Source organism: Pseudomonas sp. IPO3747 (genome assembly GCF_013385245.1).
GTDB lineage: Bacteria > Pseudomonadota > Gammaproteobacteria > Pseudomonadales > Pseudomonadaceae > Aquipseudomonas > Aquipseudomonas edaphica.
Map to the genome: position 1 here is coordinate 168,773 of NZ_JACAQL010000025.1, position 21,178 is coordinate 189,950.

14 protein-coding genes and 1 pseudogene are annotated in these 21,178 nt (G+C 58.7%); 8 read left to right on the plus strand and 7 right to left on the minus strand.

All coding sequences use genetic code 11. The annotated features are described in order from the left end of the window. The first annotated feature begins 138 nt into the window (after positions 1-138). The 8 genes and pseudogenes from HX790_RS29965 to HX790_RS26465 all read left to right on the plus strand — a co-directional run bounded on the left by HX790_RS29965 (position 139) and on the right by HX790_RS26465 (position 7,574). Positions 139-816 carry a response regulator gene (locus HX790_RS29965; RefSeq protein WP_176992466.1) on the plus strand — a complete coding sequence of 226 codons (678 nt, stop codon included), beginning with the start codon at positions 139-141 and terminating at the stop codon, positions 814-816. Next, entirely contained in the window at positions 816-2,204 is a 1,389-nt protein-coding gene (locus HX790_RS26435; RefSeq protein ID WP_176992467.1) for a HAMP domain-containing sensor histidine kinase, read from the plus strand. Before HX790_RS29965 ends, HX790_RS26435 begins: the two co-directional genes overlap by 1 nt. A gap of 230 nt (positions 2,205-2,434) precedes the next feature. Beyond that, the gene (locus HX790_RS29500) at positions 2,435-2,791 is read left to right on the plus strand and encodes a hypothetical protein (RefSeq protein WP_218174736.1); all 357 of its coding nucleotides are present in this window, start codon (positions 2,435-2,437) and stop codon (positions 2,789-2,791) included. Between the two features lie 254 nt (positions 2,792-3,045). Continuing rightward, positions 3,046-3,423: pseudogene (locus tag HX790_RS26445) on the plus strand (transposase); the annotation flags it as partial. A 562-nt stretch (positions 3,424-3,985) separates the two neighbouring features. Continuing rightward, a complete protein-coding gene (locus HX790_RS26450) occupies positions 3,986-4,393 on the plus strand; it encodes a hypothetical protein (RefSeq protein ID WP_017135113.1) in 408 nt (135 codons plus the stop codon). A gap of 290 nt (positions 4,394-4,683) precedes the next feature. Then, the gene (locus HX790_RS26455) at positions 4,684-5,721 is read left to right on the plus strand and encodes a Fic family protein (RefSeq protein WP_256349249.1); all 1,038 of its coding nucleotides are present in this window, start codon (positions 4,684-4,686) and stop codon (positions 5,719-5,721) included. 108 nt (positions 5,722-5,829) lie between these two features. After that, the gene (locus HX790_RS26460) at positions 5,830-6,411 is read left to right on the plus strand and encodes a LemA family protein (RefSeq protein ID WP_176992469.1); all 582 of its coding nucleotides are present in this window, start codon (positions 5,830-5,832) and stop codon (positions 6,409-6,411) included. Continuing rightward, positions 6,408-7,574, plus strand: coding sequence for a hypothetical protein (locus tag HX790_RS26465; RefSeq protein WP_176992470.1), 1,167 nt, complete (start codon positions 6,408-6,410; stop codon positions 7,572-7,574). Before HX790_RS26460 ends, HX790_RS26465 begins: the two co-directional genes overlap by 4 nt. A gap of 128 nt (positions 7,575-7,702) precedes the next feature. Here the strand turns inward: HX790_RS26465 and pbpC are convergent, their stop codons facing one another. The 7 genes from pbpC to HX790_RS26500 all read right to left on the minus strand — a co-directional run bounded on the left by pbpC (position 7,703) and on the right by HX790_RS26500 (position 21,171). Further along, the gene (gene pbpC / locus HX790_RS26470; protein ID WP_176992471.1) at positions 7,703-10,012 is read right to left on the minus strand and encodes a penicillin-binding protein 1C; all 2,310 of its coding nucleotides are present in this window, start codon (positions 10,010-10,012) and stop codon (positions 7,703-7,705) included. After that, positions 9,993-15,809, minus strand: coding sequence for an MG2 domain-containing protein (locus tag HX790_RS26475; RefSeq protein ID WP_176992472.1), 5,817 nt, complete (start codon positions 15,807-15,809; stop codon positions 9,993-9,995). The genes pbpC and HX790_RS26475 overlap by 20 nt, the downstream gene beginning before the upstream one ends. Positions 15,810-16,118: 309 nt before the next feature. Then, positions 16,119-17,051 (minus strand): phosphatidate cytidylyltransferase, encoded by a 933-nt coding sequence (locus HX790_RS26480; RefSeq protein ID WP_017135107.1) that lies wholly within the window; start codon positions 17,049-17,051, stop codon positions 16,119-16,121. 1 nt (position 17,052) lies between these two features. Continuing rightward, complete coding sequence (locus HX790_RS26485) at positions 17,053-17,673, minus strand: 1-acyl-sn-glycerol-3-phosphate acyltransferase (RefSeq protein WP_017135106.1); 621 nt, start codon at positions 17,671-17,673, stop codon at positions 17,053-17,055. Between the two features lie 9 nt (positions 17,674-17,682). Next, positions 17,683-18,126, minus strand: a complete 444-nt coding sequence (locus HX790_RS26490; RefSeq protein ID WP_176992473.1) for a hypothetical protein — start codon at positions 18,124-18,126, stop codon at positions 17,683-17,685. Further along, positions 18,116-19,414: a phosphatase PAP2/dual specificity phosphatase family protein gene (locus HX790_RS26495; RefSeq protein WP_138450382.1), complete on the minus strand. Its 1,299-nt coding sequence runs from the start codon at positions 19,412-19,414 to the stop codon at positions 18,116-18,118. The genes HX790_RS26490 and HX790_RS26495 overlap by 11 nt, the downstream gene beginning before the upstream one ends. Before the next feature lie 2 nt (positions 19,415-19,416). Continuing rightward, complete coding sequence (locus tag HX790_RS26500; RefSeq protein WP_176992474.1) at positions 19,417-21,171, minus strand: bifunctional alpha/beta hydrolase/class I SAM-dependent methyltransferase; 1,755 nt, start codon at positions 21,169-21,171, stop codon at positions 19,417-19,419. Positions 21,172-21,178 lie beyond the last annotated feature (7 nt).

Sequence of the window (21,178 nt, forward strand, 5' to 3'; positions counted from 1 at the left end):
GAATGCCAACCCTGAAGTTCTCATGAGCCAAAAATGAAGAAATACTGAAGCTACTACCAGTTCTGCAAACCTGATAGATTTACTGACACCGTTTTTTTCTTCAGACGTTCTTCATTCACTGTTGATAAAATCACTATTGTGAAAATTCTCCTAATCGAAGACGACATCGATCTCGGCAATGGCGTACGTATTGCCCTTACAGACCAAGGATTAGATGTCATATGGGTTCGCCGTAAAGTGGATGCTCTGCATCAACTCGATCTATGCGTGCCAGAACTTGTATTGCTCGACCTCGGCCTGCCCGACGGTGATGGCATGAGCCTGATGGCGCGTCTGCGTCACCAGCTCAAGGGGATCCCCGTCATCATCCTGACTGCTCGGGGCACTCTGCAAGATCGCTTGACTGGGCTGGATGCCGGTGCAGACGACTATCTCGTCAAACCTTTTGTTCTCGCTGAGTTATTGGCCAGGGTGAGAGCACTTGTGCGGCGCAGTTACGGTTTTCAGAATGAGGTGATAGAGATTCGAGGGCTATCTCTCCATGTGTCGACTCGTCGCGTGACAGTGAGCGAAAGTCATGTTGATTTGACGGCAAGTGAATACGCGCTGCTTGAAACGTTAATGTTGCGTTCTGACCGTGTTCTGACCCGTAGCTTTCTGGAAGAAAGGATCTTCGGTGCAAAAGAAAATATGAGTAATGCGCTCGATGTACATATGGGAAATTTGCGTCGCAAAATTGGTGACGGCTATGTGCGAACGGTGAGAGGTGTGGGGTTTGTCATTGAAACCGTACCCATTCAGAAGGGGGCAGATTGATGCGTAATTTTTGGCGCTATCTGAGAATTCCAACGCTCATACGGCGAATTATGTTCGCCCAGATGCTATTACTCACGCTGCTTTGGTGTATTTTTCTGACCTACATTTTATGGAATAACTTACGCAGCCCTCCAATGCTATCAGGCAACCAAACCTATGAAACCATCCTGATATTGGTGGATCGTATGGGGGATCGCCCGCACGATCTAACCGATGTGCTGGAAACATTCAGCAAGGCATTGCGGGAAGGCTATGGCGGAGGTGAAGACCCAAAAATGTCAATCAGCCTAATCGTTCGGAAGAATAAAGAGATAATTTATTCATCTGATGGCGCTCCAGTAGGAGTGACAAACACCGGTTATGGGATGATTCAGAGTGTTCAGAGTAACGGCCGCACCTGGACTAGTCGTACTCTGAAGTCTAAGAGATCCGACACAGAGGTGACACTGCTCACTCCTGCTGGCGGTTGGAAGTTTTTCATATACCTGAACTCGCGCGGATACTACATATTACCGCTACTGGTATGCATTCCTTTTCTTTTGTTTCCTGCGTGGCTGTCAATCCGCATTGCAATGCGTCCCTGGAACAAGGTGGCAAATGAAGTTTCCTTACGAACACCAGAAGATCTTTCTCCCTTAAAAGCAGTTCCAAAGCACAAGGAGCTTCGCCAAATAGTCGACGCGATTAATATATTCCTTGCCAGGGTACGAGAAAGCACTGAAAGGGAACGGACTTTCATTGCAGATGCCGCTCACGAACTGCGTACTCCCCTGGCTGCAATGCGAGTCAATGTTGAAGCTTTGCAGTCCGATGTAAGCAACGTTAGTCGACAGGAATTGCTTGCAGGGATTATTCGTAGCAATAGCCGTGCTGCTCGTCTCGTCAATCAGTTGCTGCTGCTGATGCATAGTGAAGCGCGCATTGACACTGCTATGGAGCCTGTGCCGCTGACGACGCTCATACAAGAGCGAATGGCTGAGTTGGCACCGCTAGCTGCTGAGAGCCGAATTGAGCTTGAATTCTACTCTCATGATGAAGTCTGGATTACAGGTGTCAGGGAACGCCTGATGTCGCTGATCGATAACTTAATTGAAAATGCTGTGAAGTACAGTCCTGAAGGCGGGCGGGTTGAAGTAGAGGTACGATCGTTAGAAAAATCCATTCAATTGCGTATCTCAGATGCAGGGCCCGGAATCATGGTTGAATTGAAGGAGCGGGTGTTCGACAGATTTTTTCGTGATCCCAATCAGATACAAAGCGGGAGTGGATTGGGGCTTGCAATAGTCAAAGCGGTTGCGCAGCAACACAACAGCAGTGTTTTACTAAGTACGTCTGCAGAAGGTGGGCTCATGGTTATTGTTGATATCCCAAATCACAATTCCGTCTGAAAGAGAACGCAATTTTAGCCCTAATCATGCGTAGGACATTTACCAGAATAATGGAGCACAAATTGAAATACTTGGCCCTGACTACAATATTATTGTCTATATCACTTAGCGGATGCGCCATAACCGTCAGCGACTTGAAAAACAGCAAATCATCCTTAGACGGCAGTTTCATTAGCAAGACGGGGTCCTCCGATACTTATCGAACCATAAGGCACATGGCAAGGCAGTGTATGGAATATGAGACATATTCAGGAAATCCGGTCATCGTATTAAGTGAGTTTGACGGTGAGCGTAAAGAAGGTGAGATCACTCAAAAGTTTCTTTCAGAAGGCTTGTTGATCAACAACACGCTAATTCAGATAGAAAGTCATGATGGTGACAAAGCTAAGATCAGCCTATACACAACCAAGAATATATTGAGTACGGGCATCAGGTCGCCAAAATTGAGTGATATCAAGCGCTGGGCTGATGGCGATGTAACTTGCCAACACGACACTCTCGTACAACTCAGCAATACCTCGAAGCATCCCGACCTGAAAATTAGCAACTTCCCTGCAATTAAGTTATTCCCACGCTCCAATTACTGATTTTCAGGTTTAACAATTTCTCCGAGATCGAAGCCAAAAATAAGTAGACTTTAATCCATTCTATGCATGATCCTGATCGCAATCTAATTATCCACACATGATAAAGTACTCAATCAGGTTAATTATCTCGTAGACTTCCCAATTGTACTTTTATTCCAACAGATACAATCAGCACTGCGGTAATAGCTAAGGAAATCCTGAAAAAGACTTCATGATTTGGCAAAATCCCCGGACACCAATCGCCGAGCTTTTCAATGAAACAAATGACCTTCGCCGATGCCGAGTATGCCGGTAAGCGTAAGCAGACCCGCAAGGAATTGTTCCTGATCGAGATGGATCGGGTCGTACCCTGGAAGGGCTTGATTGCCCTGATCTAACCTCATTACCCGAAGGGCGAAGGTGGTCGTCCGGCCTATCCTTTGATGGCGACGCTGCGGGTTCATCTCATGCAGAACCGGTTCGGTTACAGCGATCCTGCGATGGAAGAAGCGCTGTACGAGACGACGATCTTGCGCCAGTTTTCCGGTCTGAGCCTGGAGCGGATCCCAGATGAAACTACCATCCTCAACTTCCGTCGCCTGCTGGAAAAGCACGAGTTGGCCGCTGGTATTCTCGGCGTGATCAATGGCTATCGGGCCATGCGCATAACCAATCCATGACATTGGACGCACAGTATATCGTTACCATTAGATAAATGAATTAACCGCTCAGTCCACTAGTCAACCAGCAATGCAGGACTATCCAATACCATTGACCTCTTTTTTCGAAGCGAATAGGTCGTTGTGGAGCGTATATCTCATTCAGCGTTACAACTGGACAGGGCCGCATCAGCACAACAGCTTCGCACCGTTGGAGATTGCGGAAGAAAACTCAATTCTTTGTGCGGGAATTGTTGACTACTACAGCCCACCATCGAGTCGAGCCTTGAACTTAGAAGAAGTACAAAAAATCAAGGGTGCAATAGCAAGCGGAAATGCCGCAAAGCTGCGTGAGCCTTGGCTGCGACAGTTTTAATTCTCTAGAGCATGTCTCAAAACTCGAATTTCGAGTGATTGCGACAGTTTTGCGCTTCCTCCGAAAAGTGCTGTAGGCCCCGGAACACGCACCCTTTTAGCGACAGTTTTAATTCTCTAAAATCACTTGGGGTCTCCAGTTTGCAGTCGAAATGCACCCTTCCTACGAAAGGAATCGTTTTTGAAGCAACCTTCCTTTTCAACGATCAGCGAGCGTTTGAACAATCGCAGGTTCGCTGTCGCAAACAACACCCACGGGCTTTCCGGCTCCGATACGGTATTTCACTACCTGGTCGAGGGTGACGCTATTACCGGCACTTACCAAGGCGGCCGAATCCACCTGGGTCAGCAAGTCGGGCGCGTGACAGGCCCAAATTCCATCGAGCTTCTGTACCAGTGCCTGACCACGCAAGGAGAGATCCTTGCCGGCTGGTCCCGTGGCACTGTCGGCACTGACGATGTCGGGCGTACTACGCTGGGCTTCGAATGGGGCTGGCTGTCGGGTGCGACCGGCGGCGGGAAATCCAGCTATATCGAACTCGTACCGGATGAGGAAATACGTATGGCATTAAATGCAGATTTTTTCTAGATTGAAAAATAGGGAAAAATATCGGAAATAAAAATCTAAATATGGGTGTTAAAACCCGAACAAGCCCAGCTAATATTGATCATTGTGAAAAAAGATATCGGAAAAAAAATCGGAAAAAGGTAACCGTAATGGCGCAGGAATTTATCTCTGGAAACCATTGGCTTGAGCCTATTTGGCCTTCTCCGGGGTTTCCTGCGTCGACAGTGCGTACGGCAGAGTCCCTCGGTTTTCGCGCTGGAAAGCTGACAGGGCTCTTGCCCAGGCAAACGGCCGACCGCATAGGCGGTTTGATGCGGATCACCAGTAGCTATTACAGCAACCTGATCGAGGGCCAGTTTACGGAGCCGGTCACGTTGTCGGCTCGCGTGCCCAGGCGTGACCCCAAGGAGCTCCGAGCTCTTGCCGAAAGTCATATTGGTGTTCAGGAATTGTTGGAGAGAGCCTTGCGACGGCCCCAATCCAGGGACGCCCCTTGGGATCTTTTCTTCGCGCCAGAGCTGGTATCTGTTGTTCATCGCCGCCTTTTCCGCGAGGCGAGTGATGAAGATTTGCGGCTGGGTGACGGGCACCTGCTGGTGCCTGGCCAACTGCGTGACGCTGCGCAGCGAAATGTTCTGGTGGGTGACCATGCTGCGCCAGCCTGGGAAGCTGTAACGCCCATGCTCACTCGGCTTCAGCAGGTCTATGGCAGACAACCTGACCTGACCCCGCGAATCCTTGGCTCGCTGGCTTACCATCATCGCCTTGCTTTCGTGCACCCCTTTGAAGATGGTAATGGCCGGGTTGTACGCATGATGACCCATCTGCAACTGATGCGGCTTGGGCTTGCTTCCCCACTGTGGTCACTGTCCAGAGGGTTGGCGCGTAAGCAGGATGAATACTATGCCCATCTGCGCGCAGCGGATCAGCCTCGCCGAGGCGATCTGGATGGTCGGGGTCAACTCACCCAAGCGGGTTTGTTTGGCTTTGTGGAATTCATGCTGCAGGTTTGCATCGATCAAATGGACTATGTCGAGCAAGCCATGGACCTTGTGTCCTTGCGGCACCGGCTGGAACGGGTTGTCGGGCTTGAGCCGCGATTTATCCAGGCAGGCGTGAAGCAAGAAATGGCCAAAGCGATCCATATCTTGCTGACCCAAGGCGAGATTCTTCGAGCCGACTTCAAGACGTTTTCCGGCCTGCACGACCGAGTCGCCAGTGAGCAACTCAGAAAACTCATTGATTTGGGGGTAGTTGAAGCCTCTTCAGCAAAATCACGGTCGATTTTTCCGGGACTGCCTGTGTGGTTTGCACAGTTGATCTTTCCTGATTTGCACAGACGTTTCTAACCTTGAACGACGCGCTTGTCGGTTCTGTGCGCTAAGTCCGGGCGCCTCACTGCGCTTTAGCCCTAGAATGCTCCCCTGTGGATAACTCAGCCAGGGAATGCCTTCACCATGAACATAGAACTGCTAATCGCCGGTATCGTCGTGCTGATCATTGTCGTCGGCCTGGTCGGCTGGATGGTCGGCGTCTACAACGGCCTGGTGATGCGGCGCAACGATGTGGATAAAGCTTTCACCAACATCGACGTGCTGCTCAAGCAACGGGCCGATCAGATCCCCGACCTGATGCGCGTGGTGCAGACCGCCATGAACCATGAGAACGCGCTGTTCACGCGTTTGAGTGATGCGCGCACTCAATACCTGAACGCCAGCAGCCTCAACGATAAGGTTGATGCCTCCAACCAACTCAACGCGGCGCTCAAGTCGGTGATTGCGGTGGCGGAGAGTTATCCGGCGCTGATTTCGGGGCCGAACATGGTCGAGTTGCAACAAGCTATCTCGGCCGTGGAGGAGCGCATTGCCGACCGGCGTGAGTTCTTCAATGAGTCGGTGAACCTCTACAACATCGCCATCGCAGTGTTCCCCGACCTGTTCTTTGCGCGGATGCTCAGCTATCAGCGCATTCCGCTGTTGGCCATCAGCGCCGAAGAAACCCGCTACGACGGCGTGAAGCTAGAGGTGCCGGGGGCATGAAAACCACCCAGGCGGGCGTTGTGGTGAAAAAGCCAAAGTGGAAAACCGCGCTGGCGCTGGTGGTCCTGGCCGGCTTTATCGCCTTGATGGTTTACGCGCCAAACATCCTGATCGCGCTGTTTTTCCCCGTGGGCATTCTGGTCGGTTTGCTGGTCAGCTTTGGCCCCAGTTTCTACAAAACCGAGCAGCGCCTGGCTACCAGTCAGATTCGTTCGCTGGCCATGGGCCTGGTGGAAGTGCGCGGTAAGGTGGTTGCCGACCAGACCATGCTGTCGCCGGTCTACGGTAAGCTGTGCGTGGGTTACGTGTTGATTGTCGAAGAGGGGACCAAAGACAAGGATGGCGATTGGAGTTGGAGCCGAGTGTTGGGTGAGGCGCGCTGTCATGACTTCCGGCTGCAGGACGCCAGCGGTGAGGTCCGCGTGATTGCCGAAGGGATTGACCTGTTTGGCAATAAATCGCCAGACGAGTACGAACTGCTGGGCAGTTCCCGCCGCCAGGGTGAAATCCTGTTGGTCCAGGATCTGGACGTGATGCTGATTGGCGACGCCGGTGAGCGTGAAGGCCTGACGGTAATCTCACAGGGCAAACACCCGAAGGCGGTGTTTGGCGTGGCATTGACCGACGATGTGGAAAACCGCCGAGTGCTGGCGCCTTTATGGCGCGCCGGTGGTTTTTATGGCGCGGTGATTGCGCTGCTCGGGGTTGGCGTCATGGCCATGACCCCTGCGCATTTCGCTCAACTGCATTTGCCCGGCCCCGATACTTATCCACAGATGGCCGAACGGGGTCCGTTCTATCAGTTGCTCGCCTGGCTGTACCGCGAGGGCGGCTTTCAGATTCCGTTCATGGCCGCGTTTGGTTTCTTTCTGGCCCTTATCGTCGTCATGATGGCCACGCGGCTGGTCTTGCCCAAAGGTATGCGCCTGGCCGTGGGGCGCGTACTGGGGGCATGGATGGGCTTGGGCATGGTGATTGGCGGCGTAGTGACCCTGCTGCTGTTCGTTGCCCATGTGGATACGATGAAGTTGTTTCTGGTGTGGATGCTGATCCTGCTGGGCACCCTGGTGTTCTCGATCTTCGAGCAGAGAAAGCTCGGCGCGGCGTACAACCATTACGCCAAGCGTGTGGGCAAAGCCAGCTTCGGCGACGAAGACGCCTGATCAGCGAGTCGCACAGGAGATTAACTGTGTGGAGCGGGCTTGCCCGCGAAGACGTCGGCCCAGCCAGCAGTGATGTTGGCTGACCCACCGCTATCGCGGGCAAGCCCGCTCCCACAGGGGATCTGTGATCAGGGCACAAACTCCACTTTAAGCCCGCGGCTCGCACTGCGGCCCTGATCATCACTGACCCGCAACCGATACTCGCCCGACTTGCCCGGCCGCCAGTTCAAGGTGGTTTGCGGCGGGCCTTGGCCGATCAGGGTCTGGTCGGCAAACCAGTACAGCGTGGTCGCATCACTGGCCGCGTTGGCATTGAGCGGAATGCTTTCCTGCGGCTGGGACAGGCGCAACTGGTAGCTCACTTGGGTCAGCGGCGAGCGAATTTGCGGCGCTTCGCTTTGGTCGCTGATGCGGTTGGGCTGGCAATTTTTCATCACGTTCGGCGGCGTGCGCCGGGGCAGGCCGGCGGCGCGGTACAGGCGCTGCACGTCGCTGGGCCAGAATTCGAAGACTTCTTCGCGGGTGTATTGCGGGTCGAACGGCGGGCACGCGGCCTTGCCGGTGCGGGTATCGATCAGTACCGGGCGGTGCAGGTTGGACACGCGAATTGGCGACACGCCGGGGATGTACCAGGTCTTGCGGGTTTGCGGGCACCAGCGGTTGGGCAATTCGCCGGAGGCCGCGCACACGTCGATGCGCACCAGCCCGGCGGGCGGCTTGTCGGGCTTGATCACCACGTTGGGCAAGGCCAGCGGCAGGGCGTCGGCGATACGGAAGAACAGCGGCGCGGCGGTTTTGGCGCCGATAAACGTCGGGTTCGGCCGCCCATCAAAATTACCCACCCACACCACCAGCACATACGGCCCCACCAGGCCCGCGCTCCAGGCATCGTGAAAGCCCCATGAGGTGCCGGTTTTCCACGCGGTGCGCCAGTGGCGGGCGGGCAGGCCATCCGGGCGTGGGTTGCGGCGCAGCATGTCGCGCACCATAAAGGCTGCTTGGGGCGTGAGCAGTTGCGCGCCGGTGGTTTGCGGCTGTTCCTGCAAATAGCGCAAAGGCCGCAAATGCCCGTCACCTGCCAGCATCACATACAGGCGGGCCAGTTCCTCCGGCGTCATATCGCCGCCGCCCAAGGCCAGGGCCAAACCGTAGTGGCTTTCCCCACGCAAGCCTTTGATACCGGCGCGTTGCAGCAAGCCATACAGCGAGGGCGACTGCACTTGGCTGGCGAGCCACACCGCCGGAATATTGCGACTACGGATCAACGCATCCCGCGCTGTCAGTGGCCCGACAAAACTGCCGTCGAAATTTTCCGGCTGGAAGTAGCCGAAGTTACTGGGTAAATCCTTGAGGATGCTCATGGGGTGGATAACCCCCTGATCCAGCGCCAACCCATACAGAAACGGCTTGAGCGTCGACCCCGGCGAGCGCCGCGACAACACGCCGTTGACCTGCCCGTGGATGCCTGTGGATAAGTAATCCGCCGAACCTACCAGCGCCTTGACGCTCTGGTCGCGGCTGTCCACAAGGATGGCCGTGGCGTTTTCCACACCGGTACTGCGCCGCTCGGCAATAAAGCCTGTGATCAAGCGTTCGAGCAGTTGCTGCAAAGGCAGGTTGAGGGTTGAGTTGAGTTCGTTGCCGGGTTGCGACGCCAGCAGCTGTTCGCTCAAGTGCGGTGCCAGAAACGGTATCTGCTGGCGGTTGCGCGCCTCCAGAGGCAAGTCGAGCAAACTGTCGTTACGCGGGTCCTGTGGATAAGTTTCGCGCCAGTCGGCCATCAAGCGCAGCCGCGCATGTTGCAGCGACGGCCCGAAGCGCGCGCGTCGCCCCGGTTGCTGCGGGATCACCGCCAGCGCCAAGGCTTCGGACAACGACAACTGCGCCGCCGACTTGCCAAAGTAAATCCGGCTGGCCGCTTCGGCGCCCTCGATATTGCCACCCATGGGCGCCAGGTTCAGGTAAGCCTCAAGGATATCGTGCTTGCTGTAGCGCGCTTCCAGCCACAGCGCCAGGGCCATCTGCTGCAATTTGCCCGGCACTTGGCGGGTGTTGAGGTCCCACAGCCGCCGCGCCAGCTGCATGCTCAAGGTCGAGCCGCCCTGACGCTGGCCGCCGCTGTAGGTGGCCATGGCCGCGCGCAGCAACGCCGGGGGGTTGATGCCCGGGTGCCAATAGAAATTGCGGTCTTCCTTTAGCAGCAAGGCCTCGACCAGTGACGGCGACATGCGCTCCAGCGGCAGCCACAGGCGATATTGCCCGTCCTGCGCCAAGGTCATGCGCAGCAGCGAGCCGTCATCGGCCAACACCACGCGGGACGAGGTGACGGCCTGTTCCAGCGGGGCATGGGGCCACCATCGCAGCCCCGCCAGCGTGCCTGTAACGAGCAGCGCCGCTGCAAGCAGCGGCGTCAGGCGTTTAAGGCTTGGTAATTTCAAGCTGGCCTACTTTGCCGCGCCCTTGCAGGGTGGTTTCGTACATGCCTTCGGCGTAGGCCGGTGGCGTATTGAACGTCCCTGCGTTGGTGGCGCGCACGCGGTACACGAAAGTGCCTACATCACGCAGCGCGGTGCCGTACAACACCACCCGATCATCGCGCACGTCCACGTAGTCCGGCTGCCAGTTGCTCAGCTCGGTTTCGCCGATCGGCGCCTGCCAGGTATCGGCTTCGTCACCGTCTGCGGTTTCCACGTACTCGGAATCGTCGCCTTCACTTTCACTTTCTTCGTTGCTGGCGGCCGCTTCCGGCTCCGGCGGCAAGTTATACACAGGCTCGACGCCACCGGGCAGCAGATCGACCACGGCCACTTGCTGCACTTGGTCGCGGTCGGTGGCGCGCAGGCGCAGGCGCACCAGGAACTCGTCGCCCACCGCGACTTTGCTCACTGGCTCGCCTTTGAGGTCGAGGTATTCGTGGATGATCTCCAGGCCATTGTTAATGGGCTTGAGCTTGGCGCCCTTGTCGAAACCGGCTTCGCTGAGCATGTAGAAGGCGGCCGGTCCGTCGGTTTTTTCCATCACCAGCTTCTGCGTTTTACCCGGCACGGCGGCGCGCGGTGGCTGGCCGGCCATCTCCAGCAATTGCTGTTGCTTGTCGCCCAGCCAGGCGGTCGCCTTGAGGGTCATGTCGCTCTGGGCGCGCTGGCCATAATTGTCCAGGGCGCGCAGCAGCAGGGCGGCCGACAGCGAGTTGTAACGCTGTTCGTTCAGGCGCTTGCCGAGTTTATCCAGCAGCGCCGTCGGTACATCGTCAAGCAACTCGGGGAAGTGGCGCGCCAGCAGGTGCAAGTGCTCGGCGTCGTGTACCAGCGGGTCGTAATACAGGCCGTCGCTGTCCCACTTATCCACCAGCGAACGCCACGGGATTTTGCGGAACAGGGTATCGGCCTGACGATCCTGCTTGAGCAGCTTGTAACTGGCCGCCAGGTAAGCGGCGCCCAGGTCGTTTTGCCAGGTATCTTTGAAGTAGCTCTCGTAGCGCTCGCGAATGTCGCTCAAGGCGCCACTCACCAGAATTCCCTGACGGCTCAAGAGGTAACTGGCGTAGGCACGGTTGCGCAATTCCGACAGACCTTCGCTTGGGCCATTGGCCAAGTCGGTCAGGTAGGCGTTGGAGCGCGCCAGCAGGTCTTCCGGCACCGGCAGCCCGCGTTCCTTGGCTTCGATCAGGAAGTCGGTGGCGTACAGGCTGGCATACGGCGCCACGTCCGGGTTGGCGGCCCACAAACCAAAGCCACCGGCCGAGTTCTGGCGCTGGCGCAGCATGCGCACCGCGCCGCTGAAGGCTTGTTCGGCTTCTGGTGCGGTACCGCCCCAGATCAACGCCGGCATGGCCTTGGACACCAATTGCTCGGTGCAGGCGTAGCCATAGTCATCCAGGTAATGCTTGAGGCCGTTGGCCCATACCAGCGGCGAGGCAGCCACACCCAGTTGCACATCGCGCAATTGGCTGAACAGCTCACGCGTCGGTTTCAGCTCTTTGCTGGCGCTGTCGAACCGGCCCAGGCTCAAGGCCACGCGATGCTCGCTCAGTGGGCGGATCGACGTGGTTTCTGCGACCTGGATACGTTTGCCGTTCGGCAGTACCGCGACAAAACGCAGGTCCGCGGAGCCGAGGGTTTCACCGACCTTGATCTTGAACTCGGCAGTGCCTTCCTTGCGCGGTTGCAGCGACAGGGTACTGCCTTTGTCGCCCTGCACGTTTAGCCCGTCGCTGGTCTGCACTTCAAACTTCACGTCCGCTGCCGCGTCGAGGTTACTGAACACCCCGGCGCTCACATTGAACACGTCCCCCGGCGCCACAAAGGCCGGCACGTTCGGCGTGATCACAATCGGCCCGCGCACTTCGGTATTGGCCTCGCTGACGCCCACGCTGTCACTGTCCACTGCCACCGCAAACAGGTGCAGCTTGCCGTTGAAGCTGTCCGGCACCTGGTAATGCAGCACGGTTTCACCGGCCGGCAGGTCAACCAACCCGGACCACCAGGCCACGGGCGGCTGGTGTTTACGCTTGAACGGGTTGAGGTGGTTGGCCAGCGCGCCTTCGGTGTCACCACCGGGCGCTGCGCCACTGAGCAGGCGGCTGAATTCCGGCAGGATCAGGTCAAGGATCTGACTGGTGCCAACCTCCAATGCGCGTTTCTGGAAGAAGAAGCCCAACGGGTCGGGCGTCTGGTAACGCGCCACTTGCAGGATGCCTTCGTCCACCGCGTAAACCACCGCGCGGCCTGGGCGGTCGGCAGTTACCTTGATATCCAGGGTCTGCCCCGGCTCGATCTTCTCCGGGCCTTCAACCTTGAGCGCCATGCGCCGTGCATCCAGGTTGATGCTGAACGGCACCACGCCGTAGGACAGCGGGCTCATATAGACCTCAGGCGAACCCATGTCGCGCACAAACTGCACGTTGACGTAGGCATTGCCCTCAAGCCCGGCAGGCACGCGGATATGTTGCACGCTGTTGGTGCTGTCGGCCTTGAACCACTGTTGGGTGTAAACCTTGTCACGCTCGATGGTGATCAAGCCGGCACCGGTGTAAGGCGCGCGGATGCTGATCGCTATCTCATCACCGGTGGCATAGCTGCGTTTATCCAGGCGCAGTTGCAGCTCGGCGTTGCGCTCCAGCGAGCGCGAGGTGTTGCCGCGCCCGGCCACGCTGTAGTCGATCTGGTTGAGCAGGCGGCCATTGGCGTCTTTGACCTGCAGGGTGAAATCACCCGGCGTGCCGGTGTTCAGGGTCTGCTTGGCGCCGTCCTTGGTCATCGTCAGCGGTGAGGCCGGCTGGCTGATGTTCTTGATGCGCGACTCGTATTTGTAGGTGCCGTTGGACTGTTTCACCAGTACCGATACGTAACGGTGTTCGACCACTTCACTGGTCAGGCCATCCACTGCCATCGGCGTGAGGTCCGGCGCGACGGCCAGCCATTGCACCTGACGCGGGGCGTCCTTGGCGACGTACGACAGCGAGTCCTGACTTTTCACACCGACCAGATAAGGCGCGGACGACACCAGCAGCGCACTTTGCGCCGCCACGTTGCGGCCACCTTCGGCCTCGAACACCTGGGTCATCACCTGCAGGCGATAGGTGCTGCTGGCAAAGCGTTGCAGGTTGAGGTCGAGTACGGCCTGGCCGTTGTCGTCGACGGTGGTTTCAGCCAGGTCTTCGGTGCTGGCTTCTTCCAGGGCGTCGTTGAGGCGGAAGCGGTAATCGGGGTAACGGTCAAAGGCCGCGAGCGTCGGGCTCAGGGACATCTTCGCCGTGACGCGTCGGCCGGCTGCCGGCGCGCCGAACAAGTGCATCGCGGTGACTTTGGCCACCACCTGGTCCGGTGGAATCCAGCCCAACACCGGCGTGTCGTGCAGGCTCAGGCTGACCTTCATGCGGTCCGGCTCGAAGTCGCGGACCTTGAAGCTGACACTGCCCAGGTCGGTGCGGGTATTTTTCTGGCCAATCAGTTGCAACGTCGCGGTGTACTCACCGGCGGGAGCGACTTCACTGCTGGGGAAATCAAAGGTTTCAAAGCCGCTGGTGGACAGTTTGAGCGGCTGGCGAATCACTTCCAGGCCGCGCGGGTCGGTGATTTGCAGTTCAACCGGCAGGCCTTGCAAGGCACCTTTCCAGTCGCCGCTGCGCACGATCATGCCCAGGTGCGCGGTCTCGCCCGGGCGGTACAGGCCACGGTCGGTGAACATATACGCGCTGAGGCGATTAATCGCGCCGTCTTCTTCCAAACCGCCTACATCGAAGCGTGAAAAGTCCAACTGCTGGGACTGACGGGCAATCGGCAGGAACGACTGGTCATTGCCGCGCGTGACTACATACATCAGCGGCGTTTTCTCACGGCGCAGTTCATCCAGCTTGGCGAAATGCGCGTGGCCTTCGGCATCAGTGCGGCCGCTGGCGACCGGCAGACCGTTGCGACCCATGATATCGACTTGTGCATCGGCGACCGGCGAGCCGTTGCCGATGGACTGCACAAACACATCGTGGCTGCCGTCGCTGGAGCGCTTGGCGATGATGCCAAGGTCGGTAACCACGATAAAACGCAGGTCGCTGGTGCTGTTGCGTTCGTACTCGAACGTGCGCTCGGCCGGGTCATCCTGCGGGCTCAGCTTGAGCACGAAAATACCGCGACGGCCGCCATTGGCAGTGAGGTAGTGGCTGAGGTCGACGTTGTCGTAGACGGTTTTCGCCGGGTCATTGGACGACAACGCAATATCCAGCGACTGACGCTCAACCATGCGGTCGAAGTATTCATTGCCGAAATTCGGCCGGGCGAAGCTGCCGCTGCTTTGGTCGACCAAATGCTGCAACTGGTTGGGCAGCAGGCGGGCGATTTCCACATGGGCACCGGGCACGCCACGGGCCATGAAACCCAGGCGTTTTTCGCCGTTGAGGCTCAGCAGCGCGCCGTCCGACAGGAACTGCAAGGTGCGTGGGTACGCCGGCATGCTGATCAGCGAAGCGGTAGGGTTTTTCGCCAGATAACCGCCAATGGCTTCCAGGTTGGCGGGCACGCGTACATACAGCGCGCGGCCGGCCGGAGCCTTGAACTTGAACGCATGCAGGGTGTTCAGCGGCTCGACGCTGGGCACGTGGGTCAGGCTGACCTTGGTGCTGCGCGCCAGCATCGCGTCGTCGATGTCGTTGCTGGTGTAAGGGCGCGTGTCGTCTTCAGCCTTGGCCGGCAGCAGCCAGGCCTGGACCTTACCGGCGATGGTGTCATCGGCCACGGCGCTGGAGCTGCTGAACATCAACACCGGTTCCGGTTCGCCGCGCTCGTTGTCGACAAAGCTGACTTCGGCACCGGTAAACGTCAGGCGATAACGGCCGGGCACGGTGACTTCCGCCACCAGTGGCGCGTTGCTGGCATTGCCGCCGTCACGGGCTTTGATGCCTTCATCGAGCTTGGCGCTGACCGGCGTGCTTTCCAGTGGCGTGGCCAGGGCGGCGGAGCGCACGTAAGCATTGAGCTTGAGGTCGTCGAAGGTGATTTCCGGGCGGTTGGGCAGCTGGGCGTCGCGGTAGGCCAGGCCTTTGCCGAGGGTTACCGAGACGCGCTTGCGCAGGTTGTCTTCATCCACCGGGTGGGAAAAGTGGAAGGTCGCCACCAGCTGTTTCAGTGTGGGGTTGGACGGGTCTTGGTACAGCTCGTTTTGCGCCAGGGTGGCGCGGAACGGTTGGGTGGAGAACTGGCTGCTGTATTGGCTGAGCAGCACGCCGTCAGCCAGCAGCTGTTTCTTGGCCAGGTCGAGCGTGTAATGGGCATCCACAGGCCAGTCTTTTTCCGGCACGAACAATAACGTGCGGTCGTCAGACCAACGCCAGGCACCGGCTACAGCGGGTTTAAGGGTAATGCCTTCAGTGACCGGCTTGCCAATGGCCGCCAGCGGAGCCACGGACTCGGCAAAGCGCACCTGCAAGTTATCCACAACCGGAGGCTGCTGGGTGTAATCGGTCAGGTTCGGCTTATGCAGCGAATAACCCACGGTGTGGGGCTGCGGCAAATTCGAATACCAGTGCCAGCCGTAGAAACCAGCAGCGGCCAGCAGCACCAGGCCCAAGACCCCGGCACCCGCCTGGCGCGGATAGGCGCGGGCTTTACTGCCCAGGTTCCCCACGCCACGGCCCGTGGCTCGCAGCCAGGCGGGCGGCTGCCATTGGCCAAAGATGGCACTCACCACAGTCAGTAAAGCACCGAGAATTCGGCGGCTGATCGCTTTCAACGAATCGAACATGGTGAGCATCCCTGGCAAAGTGCGGCCTATCTTACACGCGTCTTTGATACAAAAGATGACGTGAAGTGGTCAGCGTGCTCAGGTGTGTTGCACAAAGGTGAGGCGTACCGCAAAACCGATCGAAAGGTTGGCCGCGAAGCAAGGTTTCGGATTGAGCGGGGGCCTCCCAATACACCACAAAACCCTGTGGGAGCTGGCTTGCCTGCGATGGCGGTGGCACACCAAAAAGTGATGCTGGCTGACACTCCGCTATCGCAGGCAAGCCAGCTCCCACAATTGATCTGTGTTGGGCTTAAGAGAGCGTGTTCCTCAGGTCCACCAGTAGCGCACAAGGTGGAAGAAAATCGGCGCGGCAAAGCACACCGAATCCAGGCGGTCCAGCATCCCGCCGTGGCCTTCGATCATGTGCCCCCAATCCTTCACGCCCCGGTCGCGCTTGATCGCCGACATCACGATGCCGCCGGCGAAGCCCAGCAGGTTGATCAGCAGCGCGATCAGGAATGACTGCCACGGGTTGAACGGCGTGGTCCACCACAGCGCCGCGCCGATCAGGGACGACAGCAGAATCCCGCCGACAAAGCCTTCCACGGTTTTGGACGGCGACAGGTTGGGCGCGATCTTGTGTTTGCCGAACAGCTTGCCGCACACGTACTGCAGCACGTCCGACAGCTGCACCACGATCACCAGGTAAGCGATCAGCAACAGGTTGCGGCCTTCGTAGCCGGGAATGTCGAGCGTCAGCAGGGCGGGCACGAACGACACGCAGAACACCGCGATCATCAGGCCCCATTGCACCTTCGACGCACGCTCCAGAAAGTGCGTGCTGTCGCCGCCCAGTGAGGCGAGGATCGGCAGCAGCAGGAACACGTACACGGGGATAAAGATCGAGAACAGCCCGTACCAGTCGGCGTAGATCAGCAGGTATTGCAGCGGCAGCGCCAGATAGAACGCCGCCACCAGCGCTGGGTAATCGCTGCGGCGGGTGGGCGTGAGGGTGAGAAATTCGCGCAGGGCGTAGAACGACACCGCGTAGAACAGCAGGATCACCGCGCCGGTGCCGAGCCAGAAGGCGATACCGATCACCACCACCATCACCCACCAGGCATTGATGCGGGCGTTAAGGTTGTCGACCACCGCATTCGGTGTGCCACGGGTGCGCAGTTTGAGGATCAGGCCGATCAGCGAGGCGAGCACCAGGATCGCGCCGATTCCGCCGAACAGCATCAGGGTTTGGCTATCCATGTCAGACATGCTCCGGGGCGAGGGCAAGCAGGGCGTCGCGGGTGCGGGCGAGGAAGGCGGTTTTGTCTTCACCGTCTTCCAATTGCAGCGGCGCGCCAAAACTGGTGGTGCACAGCAACGGCAGCGGCAGTACGCGGCCCTTGGGCATGACCCGGTTGAGGTTGGCGATCCACACCGGAATCAATTCGGCCTGTGGGTAACTTTTTGCCAGGTGATACAGGCCACTTTTGAACGGCAGCAAACCGTCCTCCAGGTTGCGCGTGCCTTCGGGAAAGATGATCAAGGAATCGCCGCCTTCCAGCGCGGCCAACATCGGCTGCAAGGGGTTATCCACAGGGTCTTTGCGCTCGCGGTCGATCAACACGCCGTTGAACACGCGGTTGATGATGTAGCGGCGCAGTGCGCTTTGGTTCCAGTAATCACTGCCGGCCACCGGGCGCGTGAATTTGCGCAGGTTCTGCGGTAATGACGCCCATAACAAGACGAAATCACCGTGGCTGCTGTGGTTGGCGAAGTAGATGCGCTGCACCGGCACCGGTGCGCAGCCCAGCCACAGGCTGCGGGCGCCGGTGACGGTGCGGGCCATCGAGGTAATCAGGGTGGCGACCACGGGTTCGAACATGGGAATTCCTTATCCGGCGAAAGGTAGCCAAGGGCTGGCGAGGATGACGGCCAGGGTCAGCAGCGCTTGCGCGCCCAGCAACCAGGCTTGTTTACGCAGCAGTTTGAGCGCGCCGCGACGACGTTCGATCCAGGGCCGGCCGGCGCGTTTGGGCGATTGCAGGCCGAGGGTCTGCAAGGCTTGGTCGAGATCGGCCGTGCGCTCGGTGTCGCGGGCCAGCAGGGCGAACAGGTCGGCGTCGAAGGCCACGCGCAAGGCCCAGTACTTTTGCAGCAAGCCAAGAATAATCATCCACAGGCTGAGCAGCAGGCACAGGGTCGAAACGCTGGCCAACAGCAACTGTGCGAGGCCAAATAACACGCCAGCCACGGTCAGGCCTGTGGATAACTGATCCAGCGAACGGCCACGGCGCAGCAGGCTGGCAACGACCTGAAGTTCCATATCAGCGGGCATGGGGCAAACCCTCCAACGCTTTACGGTGAGCAGGATGCAGGACCACTTCGGCCCGTGCTGTACGAATAATAGCCAGTGCCTCGTCGACCGTTGCGGCGCGTCCGCTGTGCAGCAGCCACGCGGCGACGGCGGTGGCGCTGCGCGAGTAGCCGAGGGCGCAGCACACCAGCAACGGGCCGTTTGAACGCAGGCGTTCAATGGCTTCGGCGGCTTGCTGGCACTCGGCGGGAGACGGGGCAATCAGGTCCAGCACGGGCACGCATTCATAGGCGCGGCCCTGTGGATTAATCGGCAATTCGGCGCACAGATCGACGATAGCCTTGAAGGAACCTTGCTCGCCGTTGGCGGGAATTCGACCAAGCCAGACGTTATCCACAATTTGGTCAGGCTGTGGATGTTTACGTGTCCACAGCCTGGAATTTATCCACGCGGCCGCCAAATACGGTGCATACAGCCAGCGCGCGGCAGGAGTGAGCCGGCCGTCTTTGCGCTTCTGGAAGCCCGACGCGCCGAGTACAAAGTAGTTCGCCTTGATCAAACCCAAGGAAACCGCTGGCCAAAGCAGCCACAACCACCCGCCGCGCAGCACCAAGGCCAGGATTACCAGCACTAAAGCGCCGAGGCCGTAGCGCATGCCCAGTCGCCATCGTTTTGTGTCCCGCGTCAGCCGTGCATTCAACAGCGGGCTTGGATGTTCCACCGGCCACAGCCACACACACAACCAACCGGCCAGGGCGCCTGTGGGTAAGTCGATAAAGTGATGTTGATAAGTGGTCAGCACCGAAATACCGATCAACGCAAACCAGCCATGCACCAGCCAACGCCAAAACCCTTGGGTGTGGCGCTGATACATGACCCACAAAATCACCAGCAGCGCGATATGCAGCGACGGCGCCTGGTTAAAGGGTTTGTCGAACCCGGCCAGCACTGCAAACAGCCAGCCGAATACGCCATCCAGCTCCGGCCGTTCAAAGGTGAAACGCAGCGGCCAGATCAAAAAGCAGCTCACGGCAATGACCTGCGCACTGAGCAGGCGCAACGCGTGTTGTTTCAGCTCATGGCGAGTATTGGGCAGTAGCAGTGAAAACCCGTACAGCAGGTCAATGGACCAGTAGGGCACGATGGTCCAGGCCCAGAACGGCATATGGGTTTCCCAGCCGAACACCAGCGTGCCCACATCGCTGCGCTGGCTGGTGACCCAGGTGGCAAAGCCGTAGGTGCTGAAAAACAGCGGCGCCAACAGCAGTAGCCACAGGACTGCGGGTTTTAATAAACCGGGTTCGCGCATGCTCAGATCTTCTGTGCCAGGGACACGGTGAAAATGCCCCACTCATCCACACGCTGGGTGATTTTGCGAAAGCCCGCCGCCTCGACCAATTGATCCATCTCTGCCTGGCTGCGACGGCGCATTACCCAGGCCTGGCCCTGGCGATGGCTGGTCAACGCGCGGGCGATCAATTCCAGTTGCGGGTGCCACGGCTGGCCGGTATAGACCAGGTACCCGCCGGGCTCCACCGCTTCGGCAAGACCGGCCAGCGAACCGCCGACCATGCCGTTATCGGCAAACAGCTCATACAGGCCGGACACCACTGCCAGGGTCGGCTTGGGCGCCAGTGACGCCAAGTCAGCTCTATCAAATGCATCGCCTTTGACGAACTGCGCGATATCCCCCAAACCTTTTTCACGAATCAGCGCGCCGCCGTCACGCACGTTGATGTCGCTGTAGTCGCGCAACAGGATTGATTCCGGCAGCGGCGAAACGCCTTGCAAGGCTTCAAGAATGTAGCGCCCGTGGCCGGCGGCGATATCGACGATGCGCACCTCGCGATGTTCATCGCGCAACCTGGCCATGGCCAGCCGTAGCAGTTCCTCGACGTTCAGCTTGCGCTGGCGAATGCCGCGCCAGCCGATGGAGTTGAGGTAGTTGGTGTCGATCATCCGCCCCAAGCCGCCCTTGCCGGTGGGCGTGTTGCGGTACACGTAGTCCAGGGTGCTGCCGGAGTCGAAGCCGGTGTCGAAACCCAGTTTCACCCCGTCCGACAGGTTCTTGCCCAGGCCCATGCTGGCGCGGGTGATGCGCCAGTACAGGTCGCGCAGGGAATTACGCGGCAGCGGCGCGGCGAGGGCTTCGGATTCGGCGCACGTGGCGCCGAGTTTGTCGGCGTCGAGCAGGGCCGCGCGGTCCAGCGGATGGGCGAAGTTCTGCAGGATAAAACGTCGAGCGCTGCTTACGGCCGTGGCGCGGTCGCGCTCGCCGAGGGTGTCGTGGAAAAAACCGGGCAGGATGTGCAGCTCTTTTTTCAGGCTGCCAAGCCGGTCGAAAAATTGCTGCTGGGGTTTGCGGTGCACCACGAAGTCGGAGCCGGAGATGAGCAATTGCGTCGGCACCTGGATCGCCTGGGCATCGGCGACTACCCGGTCGGCGGCTTCGTACAAACCGAGCAGCACATTCACCGAAATCGCTTTGGTGATCAGCGGGTCGCTGTCGTAGGACGCGACGCGCTCAGGGTCATGGCTGAGGAACTTGGCCTTGACGTAGCTGTTGACGAAAAAGTTGCCGCGAAACTTGCGCATCAACGCCAGCCCAGGCCGGGCAAAGGGCACGTACAGCTTGACCTTGAACGCCGGGGAGGCGAGCACCAGTGCGCGGATTTTTGGCGCGTAGTCGTGTACCCAAGTGGCCGCGATCACCGCGCCGACGCTTTGGGCGATAACGGCGAAGTTTTGTTCTTCTATGCCGTAAGTGGCGCCGATGTGTTCGCAGAAGGTCTGCACGTCGCGGGCGCTGGTGGCGAAGCTTGGGCTGTCACCGCGGGCGCCCGGCGATTGGCCGTGGCCACGGGCGTCCCAGGCAAAGAAATCGAATTGCGGCAGGTCGAGTTCATCGACCAGGTGGGCAATACGGCCCGAATGCTCATGGCCGCGATGGAACAGCAGGATCGCCTTGCGCGGCTCGTCGCCCGCAGGCGCAGTGGCCGGCCAGTGCCGATAAAAAAGCTCGACGTCATCATGGGTACTGAAGGTGTGCTCTTGCTGTTCGCGCATCGCAAAA